The sequence below is a fragment of the Streptomyces durocortorensis genome (assembly GCF_016901035.1).
Lineage (GTDB): Bacteria > Actinomycetota > Actinomycetes > Streptomycetales > Streptomycetaceae > Streptomyces > Streptomyces durocortorensis.
The window spans coordinates 21,230-38,840 of record NZ_JAFEUF010000005.1; the positions used below are offsets into that span (position 1 = coordinate 21,230).

The window sequence follows — 17,611 nt, forward strand, 5'->3', positions numbered from 1 at the left end:
CGTGGAGAACCTGATTGCGCTGCTCGTCGCGGCGCCCCTGCTCGGAGCAGCGGTCCTGCTCTGCGGCGGACGCCGGCTGGACAAGACGGGCCACTGGCTCGGCACCGCGCTCGCCGGCGCCTCGTTCGTCGTCGGACTGATCCTGTTCACCGACATGCTGGGGAAGGGCGCCGAGGACCGGGCCCTGCACCAGCACCTGTTCAGCTGGATTCCGGTGGAGGGCTTCCAGGCCGACATCGCCTTCCAGCTCGACCAGTTGTCGATGACGTTCGTCCTGCTCATCACCGGTGTGGGCACGCTGATCCACATCTACTCCATCGGCTACATGGAGCACGACGAGCGCAGGCGCCGCTTCTTCGGCTATCTGAACCTGTTCCTCGCGGCGATGCTCATCCTGGTCATCGCCGACAACTACCTGCTGCTGTACGTCGGGTGGGAGGGCGTCGGTCTGGCGTCGTTCCTGCTCATCGGCTTCTGGCAGCACAAGCCCACCGCGGCCACCGCCGCGAAGAAGGCCTTCCTGGTCAACCGGGTCGGCGACATGGGTCTGTCGATCGCCATCATGCTGATGTTCACCACCTTCGGCACCTTCGCCTTCGGGCCGGTGCTGGAGTCGGCGGACGAGACGAGCCAGGGCAAGCTGACGGCCATCGGGCTGATGCTGCTGCTGGCCGCCTGTGGCAAGTCGGCCCAGGTGCCGCTGCAGTCCTGGCTCGGTGACGCGATGGAGGGCCCGACCCCGGTCTCGGCCCTCATCCACGCCGCGACCATGGTCACCGCCGGTGTCTATCTGATCGTCCGCTCCGGCGCGATCTTCAACGCCGCCCCGGACGCCCAGTTGGTCGTCGTCATCGTCGGCGCGGTCACGCTGATCTTCGGTGCGATCGTCGGTTGCGCGAAGGACGACATCAAGAAGGCGCTCGCCGGCTCCACGATGTCGCAGATCGGCTACATGATCCTGGCCGCGGGCCTCGGCCCCATCGGCTACATCTTCGCGATCATGCACCTGGTGACGCACGGCTTCTTCAAGGCCGGGCTGTTCCTCGGCGCGGGCTCCGTCATGCACGGCATGAACGACGAGGTCGACATGCGCAAGTACGGCGGCCTGCGGAAGTACATGCCGGTCACCTTCGTCACCTTCGGCCTCGGCTATCTGGCCATCATCGGCTTCCCCGGCCTGTCCGGCTTCTTCTCCAAGGACAAGATCATCGAGGCGGCCTTCGCCAAGGGCGGTGCCGAGGGCTGGATCCTCGGCTCGGTCGCCCTGCTGGGCGCCGCGATCACCGCGTTCTACATGACGCGCGTGATGCTGATGACGTTCTTCGGCGAGAAGCGCTGGCAGCCGGACGCGGAAGGCCACGAGCCGCATCCGCACGAGTCCCCGAAGTCGATGACCATCCCGATGATCGTGCTGGCCTTCGGCTCGGTCTTCGCGGGCGGGTTCTTCGCGATCGGCGACCGGTTCGTCAACTGGCTGGAGCCGGTCACCGGTTACGACCACGGGCACTCCCCGCTGAGCGCGGCCACGGTCACCGGAGCCACCGTGGTGGCCCTGGTCATCGGCGTCGGCATCGCCTGGGGGATGTACGGCCGCAAGCCGGTCCCCGTGCTCGCCCCGCGCGGCTCGGTCCTCACCCGGGCCGCCCGCCGCGATCTCCTCCAGGACGACTTCAACCACGTGGTCCTGGTCCGCGGCGGCGAGCACCTCACCCGCTCGCTGGTCTACGTGGACCACTCCCTGGTCGACGGCGTCGTCAACGGCACGGCCGCTTCGGTCGGCGGGCTCTCCGGCCGGCTGCGCAAGCTCCAGAACGGCTACGCCCGCACCTACGCGGTCTCGATGTTCGGCGGTACGGCGGTCGTCATCGCCGCGACCCTGCTGATGAGGGCGGTCTGATCACATGTCCTTTCCCCTCCTGACCGCGACGGCGGCGCTCCCGGCGATCGGCGCGATCGCCACCGCCGCCGTCCCCGCCGCGCGGCGCACCGCGGCCAAATGGCTCGCGCTGCTCTTCTCGCTCGGCACGCTCGTCCTGGCGGCGGTCGTCTTCCTCCGCTTCGAGCCGGGCGGCGACCGCTACCAGCTCACCGAGTCCCGGGCCTGGATCGCCGACTTCGGCGTCCGCTACGAACTGGGTGTCGACGGCATCGGGGTGGCGCTCCTCGGCCTCACCGCGCTGCTGATCCCGTTCGTCATCGCCGCAGGCTGGCACGACGCGGACCCCCTGGAGACGAAGTCCTCGCGCTGGCGTCCGACGCAGGGCTTCTTCGCCCTGATCCTCATGGTCGAGGCCATGGTGATCCTGTCGTTCGTCGCGACGGACGTCTTCCTCTTCTACATCCTGTTCGAAGCCATGCTCATCCCGATGTACTTCCTCATCGGCGGCTTCGGCGACCGGGCCCACGCGGGCACCGACGAGAACGCCGCGGCCCAGCGTTCCTACGCGGCGGTCAAGTTCCTCCTCTACAACCTGGCCGGCGGCCTGATCATGCTGGCCGCCGTCATCGGCCTGTACGTGGTCGCGGGCAGCTTCTCGCTCTCCGAGATCGCCGAGGCACGCGCCAACGGCTCCCTGGAGATGGCGACCAGCACCGAGCGGTGGCTGTTCCTCGGGTTCTTCCTCGCCTTCGCGATCAAGGCCCCGCTGTGGCCGCTGCACACCTGGCTGCCCAACGCCATGGGTGAGGCCACCGCCCCGGTCGCCGTGCTGATCACCGCGATCGTCGACAAGGTCGGCACCTTCGCGATGCTCCGCTTCTGCCTCGGGCTCTTCCCGGAGGCCAGCAAGTGGGCGACGCCGGTGGTCATCACCCTGGCGCTGGTCTCCATCGTGTACGGGGCGCTCCTCGCGGTCGGCCAGCGCGACATCAAGCGGCTCATCGCCTACGCCTCGATCTCGCACTTCGGCTTCATCATCCTGGGCATCTTCGCGATGACCAGCCAGGGCCAGTCGGGCGCCACGCTCTACATGGTCAACCACGGCATCTCGACGGCCGCACTGCTGCTGGTCGCCGGCTTCCTGATCACCCGGCGCGGCTCGCGGCTCATCGCGGACTACGGCGGGGTGCAGAAGGTCGCCCCGGTGCTGGCCGGGACGTTCCTCATCGGCGGGCTCGCCACCCTGTCGCTGCCCGGACTCGCCCCGTTCGTCAGCGAGTTCCTGGTCCTGGTCGGCACGTTCAGCGCCTATCCGGTGGCCGGGATCATCGCCACCTCCGGCATCGTGCTCGCCGCGCTCTACGTCCTGGTCCTCTATCAGCGCACGATGACCGGACCAGTGCAGGAATCGGTCCGCTCCATGCCGGATCTCAAGGCCCGTGAGCTGGCGGTCGCGGTTCCGCTGATCGCCGTGCTGATCTTCCTGGGCGTCTTCCCGAAGCCGCTCACCGAGGTCGTCAACCCGGCGGTGGAGCACACCATGTCCGACGTACAGAAGAAGGACCCCCAGCCCGAGGTGGAGGCCGCCAAGTGAGCGCAACAGCTGTCCACAGTCTGTGGACGACGGCGAGCGGGGTGACATCGGCGGCACCGGGCGACTCGTTCACCATGCCGAAGATCGAGTACACCCAGCTGATGCCGGTCCTGATCATCCTGGTCGCCGCCGTGCTGGGCATCCTGGTCGAGGCCTTCGTGCCGCGCCGGGCCCGCTACCACACCCAGCTCTTCCTGACCGTGGTGGCGGCCGCCGCCTCGTTCGCCGCGATCGTCGGCCTCGCGGCCGGCGGATACGGCACCACGAAGGCCATGATCGCGGCCGAGGGCGCCATTGCGGTCGACGGCCCCACCCTGTTCCTCCAGGGCACCATTCTCCTGGTCGCCATGGTGGCGGTGTTCACGTTTGCCGAGCGGCGCCTCGACCCCACCGCCCACGGCAACCGGGTCGACTCCTTCGCCGCCCAGGCCGGAGCCGTACCGGGCGGCGAGGGCGAGAAGGCCGCCGTGCGGGCCGGGTTCACCACCACCGAGGTCTTTCCGCTGCTCCTCTTCTCGGTGGCGGGGCTGCTGGTCTTCCCGGCCGCCAACGACCTGCTGACCCTGTTCATCGCGCTGGAGGTCTTCTCCCTCCCGCTCTACCTCCTGTGCGCCGTGGCCCGCCGCAAGCGGCTGCTGTCGCAGGAAGCGGCCGTGAAGTACTTCCTGCTCGGCGCGTTCTCCTCGGCGTTCTTCCTCTTCGGGATCGCCCTCCTCTACGGCTACGCGGGCTCCCTGTCGTACGCCGACATCGCCAACGTCGTCGACGGCTCGGTCCTGGAGATCGACCCGGCCCTCGCCGACACCATGGGCAACGACGCGCTGCTGCTCATCGGCGGCGCGATGATCCTGGTCGGCCTGCTCTTCAAGGTCGGCGCGATCCCGTTCCACATGTGGACCCCGGACGTCTACCAGGGCGCGCCGACCCCGGTGACCGGCTTCATGGCCGCCGCCACGAAGGTCGCCGCGTTCGGCGCGATGCTGCGCCTGCTGTACGTGGCACTCCCGGGGCTCACCTGGGACCTGCGGCCGGTCATGTGGGCGGTCGCCATCATCACGATGCTGGGCGGCGCGATCGTCGCGATCACCCAGACCGACATCAAGCGGCTGCTGGCCTACTCCTCGATCGCGCACGCGGGCTTCATCCTCGCCGGCGTCGTCGCGGCCAGCCCGGAGGGCATCTCCTCGGTCCTCTTCTACCTGCTGGCCTACTCCTTCGTGACGGTCGGAGCGTTCGCCGTCGTCACGCTGGTGCGGGACGCGGGCGGCGAGGCCACCCACCTGTCGAAGTGGGCCGGGCTCGGCCGCCGCTCGCCGCTGGTCGCCGCGGTCTTCGCGGTGTTCCTGCTGGCCTTCGCGGGCATCCCGCTGACCTCCGGGTTCTCCGGGAAGTTCGCGGTGTTCAAGGCGGCCGCCGAGGGCGGGGCCGGCGCGCTGGTGGTCGTCGGTGTGCTCTCCTCGGCCGTCGCGGCGTTCTTCTACATCCGCGTGATCGTCCTGATGTTCTTCAGCGAGCCGAAGGCGGACGGCCCCACGGTCGCCGTCCCGTCCCCGCTGACCATGACCACGATCGCGGTCGGCGTCGCCGTCACCCTGGTGCTGGGCCTGGCCCCGCAGTATTTCCTGGACCTGGCGAGCCAGGCGGGAGTCTTCGTGCGGTAGCCCGCGCGGAAGCTCCGCAGTATGCACGTCGGCAGCGCCGGACGGTCGGTTATCCACAGACCGTCCGGCGTTGTCGTTGCCTCCGCCTATCGTGGACGGGGACGAGAGCAGGACGGGACAGGGCCGGGCGAGCGGACACCCTCGGCGGACCCTCGGGGGACAGAGCATTGGGCGTGACCATGGATGAGACCACCGGGACGGTGACCGGCACCGACACCGACACGGGCGGCGAGAGCGAGGCGCGGCGGACGCTGCACCGCGTCTTCGGGTACGAGTCGTTCCGCGGCGAGCAGGGCGCGATCATCGAGCATGTGGTGGCGGGCGGCGACGCGGTCGTGCTCATGCCCACCGGCGGCGGAAAGTCCCTCTGCTACCAGATCCCGTCCCTGGTCCGGCGCGGCACCGGCGTCGTCGTCTCCCCGCTGATCGCCCTCATGCAGGACCAGGTCGACGCCCTGCGGGCGCTCGGCGTCCGGGCCGGCTTCATGAACTCCACGCAGGACTTCGACGAGCGCCGCTCGATGGAGGCGCAGTTCCTAGCGGGCGAGCTGGACATCCTCTACCTGGCCCCCGAGCGGCTGCGCCTGGACTCCACGCTCTCCCTGCTGGCCCGGGGCGAGATCTCCGTCTTCGCGATCGACGAGGCGCACTGCGTCGCCCAGTGGGGCCACGACTTCCGCCCGGACTATCTGGCGCTGTCCGTGCTCGGCGAGCGCTGGCCGGACGTGCCGCGCATCGCCCTGACGGCGACCGCGACGAACGCCACCCACGAGGAGATCACCCGTCGGCTCTCCATGCCGGACGCGAAGCACTTCGTGGCGAGCTTCGACCGGCCGAACATCCAGTACCGGATCGTCCCGAAGTCCGAGCCCAAGAAGCAGCTCCTGACCTTCCTCAAGGAGGAGCACGCCGGGGACGCGGGCATCGTCTACTGCCTCTCGCGCAACTCCACCGAGAAGATCGCGGAGTATCTAAGCGGCAATGGCGTGCAGGCCGTTCCGTACCACGCGGGCCTGGACGCCTCCACGCGCGCCGCCCACCAGTCGCGGTTCCTCCGTGAGGAGGGGCTCGTCGTCGTCGCGACGATCGCGTTCGGCATGGGCATCGACAAGCCGGACGTCCGCTTCGTCGCCCACGTCGACCTCCCCAAGTCCGTCGAGGGCTACTACCAGGAGACCGGCCGCGCGGGCCGTGACGGGGAGCCGTCGACGGCCTGGATGGCGTACGGACTCCAGGACGTCGTCCAGCAGCGCAAGCTCATCCAGGGCGGGGACGGCGACGAGGCCCACCGCCGCCGGGCCGCCGCCCACCTCGACTCGATGCTGGCGCTCTGCGAGACGGTCCAGTGCCGCCGGTCCCAGCTCCTCACCTACTTCGGCCAGGAGCCCACGGCCGCCGCCTGCGGCAACTGCGACACCTGCCTGACCCCGCCGGAGACCTGGGACGGCACGGTCGTCTCGCAGAAGCTGCTCTCCACGGTGGTGCGGCTGAAGCGCGAGCGGAACCAGAAGTTCGGCGCGGGCCAGATCATCGACATCCTGCTCGGCCGCAAGACCGCCAAGGTCATCCAGTTCGACCACGACCAGCTCTCGGTCTTCGGCATCGGCGAGGAGCTGGCCGAGGCGGAGTGGCGCGGCGTGGTCCGCCAGCTGCTGGCCCAGGGCCTGCTGGCGGTCGAGGGGGAGTACGGCACGCTCGTCCTGACCGACGAGAGCGCGACGGTGCTCGGCCGGGAGCGGGAGGTGCTGCTCCGCAAGGAGCCGAAGAAGCCGACGTCCCGCTCGTCGTCCTCGGCGGGCGGCGGCAGGGGCGGCAAGGGCAAGGCGGCCGCCGCCGACCTCCCCGAGTCCGCCGTCCCGGTCTTCGAGGCGCTGCGCGCCTGGCGCGGGGCGACGGCGAAGGAGCAGGGCGTCCCGGCGTACGTGATCTTCCACGACGCGACGCTGAGGGAGATCGCGACCGTCCACCCGACGACGGTCGGGGAGCTGGGAGGCATCAGCGGCCTGGGCGAGAAGAAGCTCGCGACGTACGGGGAGGGCGTGCTGGAGGTCCTGGCCGAGGTGTCCCCGGGAGCGGCCCCGGAGACACCGGCGGCCCCGGAGACACCGGCGGCCCCGGCGCCCGCACCCCGTGCGGCGGCCCCGGCTCCGGCTCGTACGCAAGCTCCGGCCGCGGCCTCGCAGCACAGCGACCCCGAGTTCGGCTGGGACGAGGAACCGCCCGAGTACGAGTGAGGGACGTACCGGGCGGGTGAGAGTGACCGGGCGGTGGGGCCTACTCCGGGTCCGCCGCCCGGCTGCGGCGGGCCGTGATCGCCGTGAGGTCCAGGTCCACGGTGAACGGCACCGACACCTTCATCCGGTCGTGGAAGATCCCGGTCGAGGTGTACGCGCCGGTGGCCGGCTCCCGCTCGAAGACGTACACCACGGCGCGCCCGTCGTGGTTCTCCACCCGCCAGTAGTGGGGGATGGTCGCGCGGGCGTACTTCACGGGCTTGGTCTCCCGGTCGCGCGCCCGGGACTCGGGCGAGACCACCTCGATGGCCAGTCGGACGGCCTCGGCGGGGAACCGGGTCTGATTCGGGTCATCGACGACATCGCCGTCGATGACGATCACATCAGGCTCGGGCCGGTTGTAGCGGTCGATGTCGATGGTGAACTCGCGCACGACCTCCAGCTCGGGCGGCACCAAGGACTGCAGCTGCCACTCGAAGAAGCTGACCGCTCGCGAATGGAAAAGGGTCTGCGGACTCACGAAAACGAGGCTCCCGTCGATCAGCTCCGTGTGCGGAGGCAGATTCGGGAGTGTGTCCAGGTCATCGGCGGTCCAGCCGCCCTCGGGCGGGACCGCCCACCGCGGCTCGGAGGCCTCGGGTTCGATGCTCATCATTGCTCCCATGGGGAGGAGTCTCGCGGGCCCGACCAGCGTATCCGCCGGGAACCGGATCCGGATGACCCGAACGTGGGAACGCCTGCCGCGAGGCTGACCGAGGCTGCGACGGTCCAGGCGTTCCCACGTTCGGGGACGTCCCGCCGGTTACTCCGCGGCGCAGCGCAGATCGCGGACCGGGCGCTTGCCCGTGGTGAGGAACGTGGTCGTCACCTCGTTGGCGCAGGTGTTGGTGCCGAAGGGGTAGACGCCGTGGCCGCCCTGGTCGGCGGTGACCATCCTGGCCCGCTGGCCCAGTGCCTGCCGGAGCTTCAGGGCTCCCGCCAGCGGGGTGCCCGGGTCGCGTTCGTTCTGGACCAGCAGGATGTTCGACGGGCCCCGGTCGCCGATGCGCACCGGCCGCTCGCGGTGCTCGGACGGCCAGAACGCGCAGGGGGTGATGCCCGCCGTCGAGGCGCCGAGCTTCGGATACCGCGCGCGGTCGACCGCGACGTTCAGCTGGTAGGCGAGCTGGTGGCGGGGCCAGCGGGAGTCCGCGCACAGGACGTGGAGGCGGGAGGCGGCGGAGTTCTCCTGGTCCGGAGTCGGCTCGAAGGGGTAGGGGTTCCCCGCCTTCAGGGTCTGCCACATCTTCGCCAGCTCCGGAAGCTGTGTGTCCGCGTAGAGCAGTTCCAGGGTCAGCCCGCGGAACAGGGTTCCGGTGATGTTGCCTTGCGGCTCGGCGTCCAGGCGGCGGGCGAGGGCGGCGTACGTGGCCTCCACCTCTGCGGGGGTGGTGCCGAGGCCGTACTCGGGGTGGGCGGACGCGTAGGCCGCGAAGTCGGGGAAGCGGTCCTCCATGCCGCGTGCCAGCAGCCGGAACGCGGTGACGTCGTAGCCGCGCGGGCCGAGGGCGCTGTCGAGAACGATCCGGTCGCCGCGCTCGGGGAACAGCTGGGCGTAGGCGGCGCCGAGCTGGGTGCCGTACGAGGCGCCGAGGTAGGAGATCTTGGACTCGCCGATGGCGGCCCGGAGGCGGTCCATGTCCCGTGCGGTGTTCGCCGTCGTGGTGTGCGGCAGCATCCACGCGGTGTCCGACGCGGCGCACTGCCGGGCGATGGTGCGCGCGTACCGCGCCTCGCGCACCACGTCGCCCGGGTTGTGGGCGTACGTGGGGTACGCGCCGCGCTTCAGCTGGGCCGGCGTCAGGTCGCAGGTCACCGGGGTGCTGCGGCCCACCCCGCGCGGGTCCATGCCGATGATGTCGTAGGTGTCCAGCACCTGTTGGGGCAGTTGCGCCGCGAGACCCAACGGGTAGCCGAGGCCGGCGCCACCGGGCCCGCCCGGGTTGGTGAGCAGCGCACCGCGGCGCTGCGCGGGCTTCTGGCTCGGCAGCCGGGAGACCGCGATCTTGATCTGGCGGCCCTCGGGATCGCGGTAGTCCAGCGGAACCTTCAGCGTGCCGCACTGGAGCTGTTTCGGGGGGTTCGCCCCCGGACAGGGCCCCCACTTCAGCGGTGCCGGTGCGGTGGCCGCCGCGTCCGGTGTCGCGCCCGAGGCCGGGGCGACCCAGGTCGCGACGACTGCGGTGGCGGCAAGAGCCAGGGCCAGGGGTTTCCGGCGCATACGAAGCCTCCTCGTCGTCCGTGAGAAGCCGTCAGTCTCGCCGCGGCGCGGCCCCTCGCACATCGCCCGCTCGGGCCGTCGTGCCCGGGACCGGGGACGGGTGCGCCGACGCGGACCTTCGACCGGAGTCGAAGGCGGTCCCCTCCCCAGGGCGGACGTCCCGGCCGGGCCGCGTCGCGATAATGAACCGATGGAGACGGACGCCGTGCCACCTCTGAGGGCCGTGTCACCTGGAAGTGCCGTGTCACCCCACGCGCCCGCGCCGCCAGCGGGGACCGCGCCTCCCCGAGGTCCCTGGCGGGAGGCGGTGCGGCTCGGCGCGGCCGCCCTGGTGGGGGTGCTGCTCTGGATGCTCACCGGCGCGATGCTGCCGCGTGGCTGTGCGGCGGACTCCTGCTCCTGGTTCGTCACCGGCGACCCGGTCGTCGCCCTCGGCTGCCTGACGGCGGTGGCCTGGCGGCGGCGGTTCCCCGTCCCCGTGGCGCTCGCCGTCGCCGTCGCGTCCGCCGCCTCCACCCTGGCGTCCGGCGCGGCACTGCTGGCGATCGGCTCCCTGGCGGCCCGTCGGCGGCCGGCTGAGATCGCGCCGGTGGTGGCCGCGTTCGTCGTCGCGCCGCTGTTCACCACGGGCCTGTACCCGGTGGAGCGGCCGCCCGGCGCCCCCTGGATCCAACTCAGCCTGCAGCTGCTGACGGCGGGGTTCGCCGTCGCCACGGGATGGGCCGTGGGAGCCCGCCGCGCCGAAGTCCTCTCGCTCCGGGAACGGGCCCGGAGCGCGGAACGAGAACAGGCAGCCCTGGCGGACCGGGCCCGGGTTCTGGAGCGCAACCGGATCGCCTCCGAGATGCACGACAGCCTCGCCCACCGGATCTCCCTGGTAGCCCTGCAGGCCGGGGCGCTGGACCACCGCCCCGATCTGCCGGACGAGGAGCGGGCCGTGCTGGTACGGGGGATCGCGGACGGTTCGTACCGGGCCCTGGAGGATCTGCGCGATGTGCTCGGCGTGCTCCGGGCCGAGCAGCCGGACCGCCCGGAGCCGCCCCGCCCCTCCTACGGCAGCGTCCCGGCCCTGGTGGACGACGCACGCGCCTCCGGCATGGACGTGACGCTCACCGTCGACACGACCGGCGAACCCCCGGGCGAGGTGGGCGAGGTCTGCTACCGCGTCGTCCGGGAAGCGCTGACCAACGCCGCGAAGCACGCCCCCGGTGCCCCGGTCCTGATCGCCCTGGACGGGGAGCCGGGCGGCACGCTCGGTGTCGCCGTCCGCAACGGTCCGGCCGCCCGGAGGAGGACCGGGCCGCCGGCCTCCGGGTACGGTCTGCAGGGTCTCGCCGAGCGGGTCCGGGCCGTGGGCGGGACCGTCGGCCACGCCCCGGCGCCCGACGGCGGGTTCGCCCTCACCGCCAGGCTGCCCTGGCCGGACGAGGCCGAGCGGCGGGCCGGGCCGGACGAGCCCGAGCGGCAGGTCTGGACGGACGAGCCCGATCGCACGGCCGGGCCGGATGAGCCCGCCCGGCCGCCCCGGCCTGACGGCGAGCCCACCGAACCACCCCGGCCCGAAGACCAGCCCGAGCGGAGGCTCTGAGCGTGGAGTCCGGGAAGCCGCCGGTGCGGGTGGTCGTGGTCGACGACGAGCAGCTGATCCGGATGGCGGTGCGTCTCGTCGTCGACGGCGAGAGCGACCTCACCGTGGTGGGCGAGGCCGCCGACGGGGAGGAGGCTCTCGCGCTCGTACGCGAGGAGACGCCGGACGTCGTGCTCATGGACGTACGGATGCCCGGGCGGGACGGCGTGAGCTGGACCCGGGAACTCCTGGCGCTGGACCGGCCGCCGCGGGTCATCGTCCTGACCGCCTTCGACTCCGACGCGCTGGTCCTCGACGCGCTGCGCGCGGGGGCACTCGGCTTCGTCCTCAAGCACACCCCGCCCGGCCGGATCATCGACGCCGTGCGGACGGTCGCGAACGGCGAACCCGCCCTGTCTCCTCAGGCCACGGCACGGCTCATCGCAGCGGCCACGGCGGTCGAGGGCCCGGCCGTTCGCGGGGCTGTCCGCGATGCCGCCCGAAGGCGGCTGTCCGTCCTGACCCGGCGCGAACTCGACACCGCGCGGGCCATCGCGGACGGGCTCGGCAACCGGGAGATCGCCGAGCGGCTCGGCATCACCGTCGCCACCGTCAAGGCCCACACGAGCAGCCTGTTCAGCAAGCTGGAGGTGGACAACCGGGTGCGGATCGCCCTGCTCGTCCGGGACGCCGAACACCCGGGGCCGGGGAGCTGAGCCGGGGACACCGGGGCGGTTCCGGCCGGCCTGCCGGGCCCGGCCGGAACCGCCCCCGGGTCAGGCCGGCCAGACGCCCGTGACGCGCCGGGTCGCTTTCGCGCCCGAGCGTTCGACGGTGGCCTTGACCACGGCGAAGATCGCGCCCTGTACGGCGGCGGCGAGAAGGATCTGCCGCCACGGACGGTCCTCGTCGAGGGCATCGGGGGCGTCGCCCTCGCCTTCGATGACCTTCCACGTCTGCTTGAAGACGGCGCTCGCGATCATGCCGCTGAGCGCGCCGAGGGCGAACCCCATCGGCTTGTAGGCGATCTTCGAAGCCTTCACTTGTTACGCCCCCGGCTGCGGCGTATCAGCAGGAAGGCGACCAGCACCGCGCCGCCCGCGAGGAGCGGGGTGCGGTTGGCGCGGGCGGCCTTCGCGGCCCGGTCCGCCTTCTCCAGCAGCGGGTCGGGGGTCCGGTCCACCGCGAACTGCCCGGCCCGGGCCGCGCTCTCCCGCACCTGCGTGGCGGCCTGTGCCGCCTTCTCCTGCACGGAGTCCGGCGTCTTGTCCTTCACCGTCTGCGCGGCCTGCGCGCTCTTCTCCCGGATCTGGGCGGTGGCCGTTGCGGCCTGCTCCTTGACCGCCGCCGTCTTCTCGGCCGCCTGCTCCTTCGCGGCCGAGGCCTTCTCGGCCGCCTGCCCCTTCAACTCGGCAGACTTTTCGGCGGCCTGTTCCTTCACCGCCGTCGCCTTCTCCGCGGCCTGTTCCCTCGCCGCCGCCGTCTTCTCGGCGGCTTGTTCCTTGGCCGCCGCGGTCTTCGCCTTCGCCTGTGCCTTGACGTCGGCCTTGCCCGCCAATGCCTCGACGGTCTGGCCGAGTTCGTCACGCGTGCGCTCGACCTGTTGGCGCAGTTCCTCGGGGGTGGGCGAACCCATCTTGTTCTGCGACTCGTCGTTCATCGGTGAGCCCTCTCCTTGACCTCGGCCAGATCGGCCTTGACGCTGTCGATGGTCTGCTCCGGGGCGGGGGTTCCGGCGCGGGCGATCTGCTTCTTCCCCGCGAGGGCGGCTGCTCCCGCCACCGCGGCCAGCACCGCCGTGACGATGAGGGCCGCCGCCCACAGGGGCAGGGCCAGCGCGAGTGCGGCGATGCAGGTCGCCACCAGGGCCTGAGAGGCCAGGATGCCGACGAACCCCGCAGCGCCGAACAGGCCGCCGCCCTTACCGAAGCGCCTGCCCTTCTCCGCCATCTCCGAACGTGCCAGCTGCATTTCCTCGCGGACCAGCTCCGAGATCTGCTGCGAGGCACGTGAGACGAGAACGCCCACCGGTTCATCGCCGGTGGCGGTGGGGGTCTGCCGTCCTGCTGTACTCATGACGCGGTCACCTGGCTCTTCCCTGTCGGTCCCTGTCGGCGTCGGCACGTTCATACGGAGTGCCACGACGGAACCGCCGCATCCGGATGTGTGCTGCTGCCGCCCGGGTACCCGCCAACCGCGTTCGCACCCGTCTCCACCGCGAGGAGCGTGTCCGCCGACAGACGCAGACCCGCCCTCAGTCCCCGCCGCCTCCGCAGCCGCCGCCCCCGCCCCCGTCGCCCCAGCTGCTGCCGCCGTCACTGCTTCCGCCGCCGCTGGACTGGTTCTGGCGGACGTTGTGGTGCACCGCTGCGGCGAACCAGTGGGCGCGGCGCAGGGTCTTCATCGCCGAGCGGCCCTCGCGGCCCGCGGTGGTGAGGGTGCCGGCGAGGCCGGTCGCCGAGACGAGGCCCGCCAGAGCGCGGCTGCGCTGGTCCGGGAAGCCCCGGGCCTCCGCCTGGCCGAAGCGCCACCGGGTCGCGCCGGTCAGGTCGGGGTCGCCCGGGAAGTGCCGCTGGTAGGGGAGCACGCCGAGGAAGCGGCGGGTCTCGCGGCGCAGGAGGCCGCGCTCCACCAGGTGGTCCAGGTGGCGTTCCTCGGCGTTGCGGCCGTACAGCCGGATCCAGCTCTTGGCGCTGGTCCCCGGGCGGAATCGCTTCTTCTTGGCGGACGGCGGGTCGAGCGTGCCCAGCAGCGAGGCGAGCAGCGGGTGGGCCGGGTCCAGGGGGTTGACCACCTGGACCCGGCCGCGCTCCTCGCGTATCCGGCCCTGGAGCTCCAGTTCGGCGAGGACCGCGCCGGCCGTGCCGTACCGCAGATACGTGCGGGCGCAGAGCGGTTTGCCGCGCTCCGGGTCCAGCGTCAGCAGGAGCAGTTCCTCGGGCAGGGTCAGGGCGGACGCCTCGGGGCCGGAAGGCGCGGGAGTCGTCATGGCGCGGTGACGATCCTTCCGGTGACGTCGCCGAGGCCCACGCGGGTGCCGTGCGGGCCGGGCGCCCAGGCGGTCAGCGTGACCGTGTCGCCGTCCTCCAGGAACGTCCGCTTGCCCTCGGTCAGTTCGAGGGCGTCGCGGCCGTTCCAGGTCAGCTCCAGGAGCGAGCCGCGCTGGTGCGTCTCGGGGCCGCTGACCGTGCCGGATCCGTACAGGTCACCGGTGCGCAGCGACGCGCCGTTGACCGTCATGTGGGCGAGCTGCTGGGCCGCCGTCCAGTACATCGAGGCGAACGGGGGCTCGGCGACGGTCTGGCCGTTGATCTCGACGGTGATCCGGATGTCGAAGCCGCCCGGCTCCTCGTCCTCGACGTCGTCGAGGTAGGGGAGGAGGGGGAGGTCCCGGGCCGGGGGTGCGGTGCGGGCGGCCTCCAGGGCCTCCAGCGGGGTGACCCACGCCGATACGGAGGTGGCGAAGGACTTGCCGAGGAACGGGCCGAGCGGCACGTACTCCCAGGCCTGGAGGTCGCGCGCGGACCAGTCGTTGAGGAGCGAGAGCCCGAAGACGTGCTCGCGGAAGTCGGCCAGCGGGACCGGGGCGCCGTGCGCGGAGGGGACGCCGACGACGAAGCCGACCTCGGCCTCGATGTCGAGCTTCACCGAGGGCCCGAAGACGGGGGCCGGGTCGGTGGGGGCCTTGCGCTGGCCGCTGGGGCGCACCACGTCGGTGCCGGAGACCACGACGGTGCCGGAGCGGCCGTGGTAACCGATCGGCAGGTGCTTCCAGTTGGGGGTGAGCGCGTCGCCGTCCGGCCGGAAGATCTTTCCGACGTTGGTGGCGTGGTGCTCGCTGGCGTAGAAGTCGACGTAGTCCGCCACCTCGTACGGCAGGTGCAGGGTGACCGCGTCCACCGGGTGCAGCAGCGGTTCGATGTCCGCGCGGTGGGCGGGGACGGTCAGCCAGGCGGTGAGCGCGCGGCGCACATCGCTCCAGGCGGTGCGGCCCGCCGCGAGCAGCGGTGTCAGGCTCGGCTGCGCCAGCAGCCCCGCGTACGGGGAGCCCAGTGCGTGGGCGGCGGCCCCGGCGTCCAGGACGTGGTTGCCGATGCGGACGCCGACCCGGCGGTCGTCGGGGTGGTCGGGGGTGGAGAACACACCGTACGGAAGGTTGTGCGGGCCGAAGGGGTCGCCCTCGGCCAGATCGAGCGGGCTGCTCTGCTCGGGCATGTGGTGCTGCCTCGCTTTCCAGGTCGCGTTGGGGACACGTTACGTCGGGGCTCCTACCCAGCGGCAGTGCCCTGACCATCCCCAACTGTGCGTATTGCCCGGAAAGTTCACCGGTTACCGGCGGTTCCCCCGGAAACCCGGGGGACCCGCGCCGGAAACACCTCAGCCCGCGGTGCGCGGGATGCGCTTCTCCCAGGTGCGGTGGAAGACGACTTCCTCGCCGTCCTTGCAGACCACCTCGTTGGAGGTGATGAAGTCGTGCTCGTCGGCGGCGATCTCCGAGCGGGTCTCGATCTCCACGTCCCAGGCCGCCTCCGGGCGGTGCAGCCGGATCCGCCAGTCGGAGCGGGTCCGCGCGGAGAGCGGGTCGTCCTGCTGGATCGTGTACGTCTCCAGGGCGTCCTCGGTGAATTCGAGACCGTCCGGGTAGACGCGCGTACCGCCGTAACGGGGGTCGACCTCCAGCCGCCATTCGCCCTTGGCCACATCGCGGACGACGAGGCGTTCGGGGCGCGGCTCCTCCAGGGTGACCGGGTAGACCACGCCGAGCGGTTCGGACTGTTCCGGTTCGCCGAAGGTGATCGCCGGGTCCTCGGTGTGGCGGCGCACCGGCAGTTCGACGAAGCTGCCGTCCGCGTCGAGCGTGAAGCCCGCCGAGCCGGCCTGCGGCCAGATCCAGGGCCAGTACGAGGAGGAGACGGCGAGCCGGATGCGGTGGCCGGGCGGGAAGGTGTGGCCGATGCCGTTGAGGTCGAAGACGACGTCCTCGGTCTCGCCGGGCGGCCAGTCCTCGGTGCGGTCGCGGCCGTGCCGGGCGGCGAGGTTGAGGACGCCCCGGGTGACCAGGGTGGAGGAGCCGTCCGGTGCTACGTCGCAGAGCCGGGCGATGGCCTGGCCGCGCGGGACGTCCATCCGGAGGCGGAGCTTCACCCGGGGGCGGCCCAGGATCTCGATCGGCGCCTCCTCGACGGGGAATTCGAACGACACCGACTTGGCGTCCTCGTCCCGCTGGTCCGGCGGCAGGTCCGCCTCGTTGCCGAACGGGAAGAACCGCCCCGCGTCCAGCCCGGTCTGCTGCGGCGAGGCGACGATCCGCTCACCGCCCTGAAGGGCGTACGCCACCGGGGAGACGTTCTCCGACGGCCAGGACGCGTCCCCGACCCAGCGGCCGGGCAGCGTCTCGTACACCGTGGCGGGCGGGTGCGAACCGCTGATCCAGGACCGCAGCAGCGGCTCCCGCATCACGCCCGTCTCCTTGCCCTTGAGGTGCTGGTCCCACCAGCGCAGCGTCTCCTGGAGGAAGCCGATCGCGGGCCCCGGCGGCAGCCCCCGGTCCGGGTACTGGTGCGACCACGGGCCGATGATCCCGCGCACCTGCGCCGGGTCCAGGTGCTCCACGAGCCGCAGGACGGTGTCGCGGTACGGGTCGTGCCAGCCGCCGACCGCCAGCACGTTCGCCTTGATCGCGCCGTAGTCCTCGCAGACGCTGCCGTGCTTCCAGTAGGCGTCGCGGCTCTGGTGGGCCAGCCAGGTGTGGATGAAGGGGTCGACGGCCTCCAGCCGCTTCAGCCACATCTCCTTCCAGTCGTCGCCGACCTGCGCCGGGTCCGGCGGGCGGCAGACGAAGGCGAGCATGGTGGCCGCCCAGGCGTGCATGTCCACCGCGAGGACCGAGCCGCCCATGTAGTGGACGTCGTTGTCGTAGCGGTCGTCGGCCGAGCAGACCGTGACGATCGCCTTCAGCGGCTCGGGGGCGAGCGCGGCGATCTGGAGCGAGTTGAAGCCGCCCCAGGAGATCCCGAACATCCCGACCCGGCCGGAGCACCACTCCTGCTGGGCCAGCCAGTGGATGACGGCGACCCCGTCCTCCAGCTCCTGCGCGTCGTACTCGTCGCCCGGCAGCCCCTCGCTGTTGCCGTGGCCCCGGACGTCGACCCGTACGGACGCGTAGCCGTGGCCCGCGTACCAGGGGTGGCGCTGCCAGTCGCGCGGCGCGGTCCAGTCGCTCAGCCGGTAGGGCAGGTACTCCAGCAGGGCGGGGACCGGTTCGTCGGTCAGCGGCCGCCAGATCCGGGCGTAGAGCAGGGTGCCGTCGGGCAGCGGGATGCGGACGTCCTCGCGGGTGGTCTCGTACGGGAACTCGGTCGTGATGTTCATGGGTCACCTCGGTGGGGGGCGGGGTGCTTCGAGCGGGCGTACGG

Annotated in this window: 14 protein-coding genes; 6 read left to right on the forward strand and 8 right to left on the reverse strand. The window is 71.7% G+C overall.

All coding sequences use genetic code 11. The annotated features are described in order from the left end of the window. Window position 1 precedes the first annotated feature (1 nt). The 4 genes from nuoL to recQ all read left to right on the forward strand — a co-directional run bounded on the left by nuoL (window position 2) and on the right by recQ (window position 7,368). Entirely contained in the window at window positions 2-1,897 is a 1,896-nt protein-coding gene (nuoL, locus tag JS521_RS02080; RefSeq protein WP_205080986.1) for an NADH-quinone oxidoreductase subunit L, read from the forward strand. Between the two features lie 4 nt (window positions 1,898-1,901). Beyond that, entirely contained in the window at window positions 1,902-3,473 is a 1,572-nt protein-coding gene (locus JS521_RS02085) for an NADH-quinone oxidoreductase subunit M (protein ID WP_205080987.1), read from the forward strand. Next, window positions 3,470-5,134, forward strand: coding sequence for an NADH-quinone oxidoreductase subunit NuoN (gene nuoN / locus JS521_RS02090; RefSeq protein WP_205080988.1), 1,665 nt, complete (start codon window positions 3,470-3,472; stop codon window positions 5,132-5,134). Before JS521_RS02085 ends, nuoN begins: the two co-directional genes overlap by 4 nt. 179 nt (window positions 5,135-5,313) lie before the next feature. After that, window positions 5,314-7,368 (forward strand): DNA helicase RecQ, encoded by a 2,055-nt coding sequence (recQ, locus tag JS521_RS02095; RefSeq protein WP_205081032.1) that lies wholly within the window; start codon window positions 5,314-5,316, stop codon window positions 7,366-7,368. Window positions 7,369-7,408: 40 nt separating this feature from the next. On the opposite strand, the gene JS521_RS02100 is transcribed toward recQ, so the two are convergent. Together JS521_RS02100 and JS521_RS02105 are read right to left on the reverse strand one after the other, a co-directional pair. Further along, window positions 7,409-8,020, reverse strand: coding sequence for a Uma2 family endonuclease (locus JS521_RS02100; RefSeq protein WP_205080989.1), 612 nt, complete (start codon window positions 8,018-8,020; stop codon window positions 7,409-7,411). 150 nt (window positions 8,021-8,170) lie between these two features. Beyond that, the gene (locus JS521_RS02105; RefSeq protein WP_205080990.1) at window positions 8,171-9,628 is read right to left on the reverse strand and encodes an alpha/beta hydrolase; all 1,458 of its coding nucleotides are present in this window, start codon (window positions 9,626-9,628) and stop codon (window positions 8,171-8,173) included. A gap of 307 nt (window positions 9,629-9,935) precedes the next feature. Here JS521_RS02105 and JS521_RS02110 point away from each other — a divergent pair, with 307 nt between their 5' ends. Together JS521_RS02110 and JS521_RS02115 are read left to right on the forward strand one after the other, a co-directional pair. Beyond that, window positions 9,936-11,216, forward strand: coding sequence for a sensor histidine kinase (locus JS521_RS02110; protein ID WP_205080991.1), 1,281 nt, complete (start codon window positions 9,936-9,938; stop codon window positions 11,214-11,216). A gap of 62 nt (window positions 11,217-11,278) precedes the next feature. After that, a complete protein-coding gene (locus tag JS521_RS02115; protein WP_239486680.1) occupies window positions 11,279-11,911 on the forward strand; it encodes a response regulator in 633 nt (210 codons plus the stop codon). Between the two features lie 60 nt (window positions 11,912-11,971). On the opposite strand, the gene JS521_RS02120 is transcribed toward JS521_RS02115, so the two are convergent. The 6 genes from JS521_RS02120 to JS521_RS02145 all read right to left on the reverse strand — a co-directional run bounded on the left by JS521_RS02120 (window position 11,972) and on the right by JS521_RS02145 (window position 17,567). After that, window positions 11,972-12,238 (reverse strand): DUF4235 domain-containing protein, encoded by a 267-nt coding sequence (locus tag JS521_RS02120; protein ID WP_205080993.1) that lies wholly within the window; start codon window positions 12,236-12,238, stop codon window positions 11,972-11,974. Further along, a complete protein-coding gene (locus JS521_RS02125; RefSeq protein ID WP_205080994.1) occupies window positions 12,235-12,855 on the reverse strand; it encodes a DUF3618 domain-containing protein in 621 nt (206 codons plus the stop codon). Before JS521_RS02125 ends, JS521_RS02120 begins: the two co-directional genes overlap by 4 nt. Next, entirely contained in the window at window positions 12,852-13,271 is a 420-nt protein-coding gene (locus JS521_RS02130; RefSeq protein ID WP_205080995.1) for a phage holin family protein, read from the reverse strand. The genes JS521_RS02125 and JS521_RS02130 overlap by 4 nt, the downstream gene beginning before the upstream one ends. A 178-nt stretch (window positions 13,272-13,449) precedes the next feature. Then, window positions 13,450-14,184 carry a GOLPH3/VPS74 family protein gene (locus JS521_RS02135; protein ID WP_205080996.1) on the reverse strand — a complete coding sequence of 245 codons (735 nt, stop codon included), beginning with the start codon at window positions 14,182-14,184 and terminating at the stop codon, window positions 13,450-13,452. Further along, complete coding sequence (gene fahA, locus JS521_RS02140; protein ID WP_205080997.1) at window positions 14,181-15,410, reverse strand: fumarylacetoacetase; 1,230 nt, start codon at window positions 15,408-15,410, stop codon at window positions 14,181-14,183. The genes JS521_RS02135 and fahA overlap by 4 nt, the downstream gene beginning before the upstream one ends. 162 nt (window positions 15,411-15,572) lie before the next feature. Then, window positions 15,573-17,567: a CocE/NonD family hydrolase gene (locus JS521_RS02145; RefSeq protein ID WP_205080998.1), complete on the reverse strand. Its 1,995-nt coding sequence runs from the start codon at window positions 17,565-17,567 to the stop codon at window positions 15,573-15,575. Window positions 17,568-17,611 lie beyond the last annotated feature (44 nt).

Excerpts from the sequence above, each read along its gene's own strand:
- JS521_RS02145 (WP_205080998.1), bottom strand. The coding sequence starts at position 17,567 with ATGAACATCACGACCGAGTTCCCGTACGAGACCACCCGCGAGGACGTC.
- fahA (WP_205080997.1), bottom strand. The coding sequence starts at position 15,410 with ATGCCCGAGCAGAGCAGCCCGCTCGATCTGGCCGAGGGCGACCCCTTC.
- recQ (WP_205081032.1), top strand. The coding sequence starts at position 5,314 with ATGGATGAGACCACCGGGACGGTGACCGGCACCGACACCGACACGGGC.
- JS521_RS02085 (WP_205080987.1), top strand. The coding sequence starts at position 1,902 with ATGTCCTTTCCCCTCCTGACCGCGACGGCGGCGCTCCCGGCGATCGGC.
- JS521_RS02115 (WP_239486680.1), top strand. The coding sequence starts at position 11,279 with ATGGCGGTGCGTCTCGTCGTCGACGGCGAGAGCGACCTCACCGTGGTG.
- JS521_RS02100 (WP_205080989.1), bottom strand. The coding sequence starts at position 8,020 with ATGAGCATCGAACCCGAGGCCTCCGAGCCGCGGTGGGCGGTCCCGCCC.
- JS521_RS02105 (WP_205080990.1), bottom strand. The coding sequence starts at position 9,628 with ATGCGCCGGAAACCCCTGGCCCTGGCTCTTGCCGCCACCGCAGTCGTC.
- JS521_RS02135 (WP_205080996.1), bottom strand. The coding sequence starts at position 14,184 with ATGACGACTCCCGCGCCTTCCGGCCCCGAGGCGTCCGCCCTGACCCTG.
- JS521_RS02130 (WP_205080995.1), bottom strand. The coding sequence starts at position 13,271 with ATGAGTACAGCAGGACGGCAGACCCCCACCGCCACCGGCGATGAACCG.
- JS521_RS02125 (WP_205080994.1), bottom strand. The coding sequence starts at position 12,855 with ATGAACGACGAGTCGCAGAACAAGATGGGTTCGCCCACCCCCGAGGAA.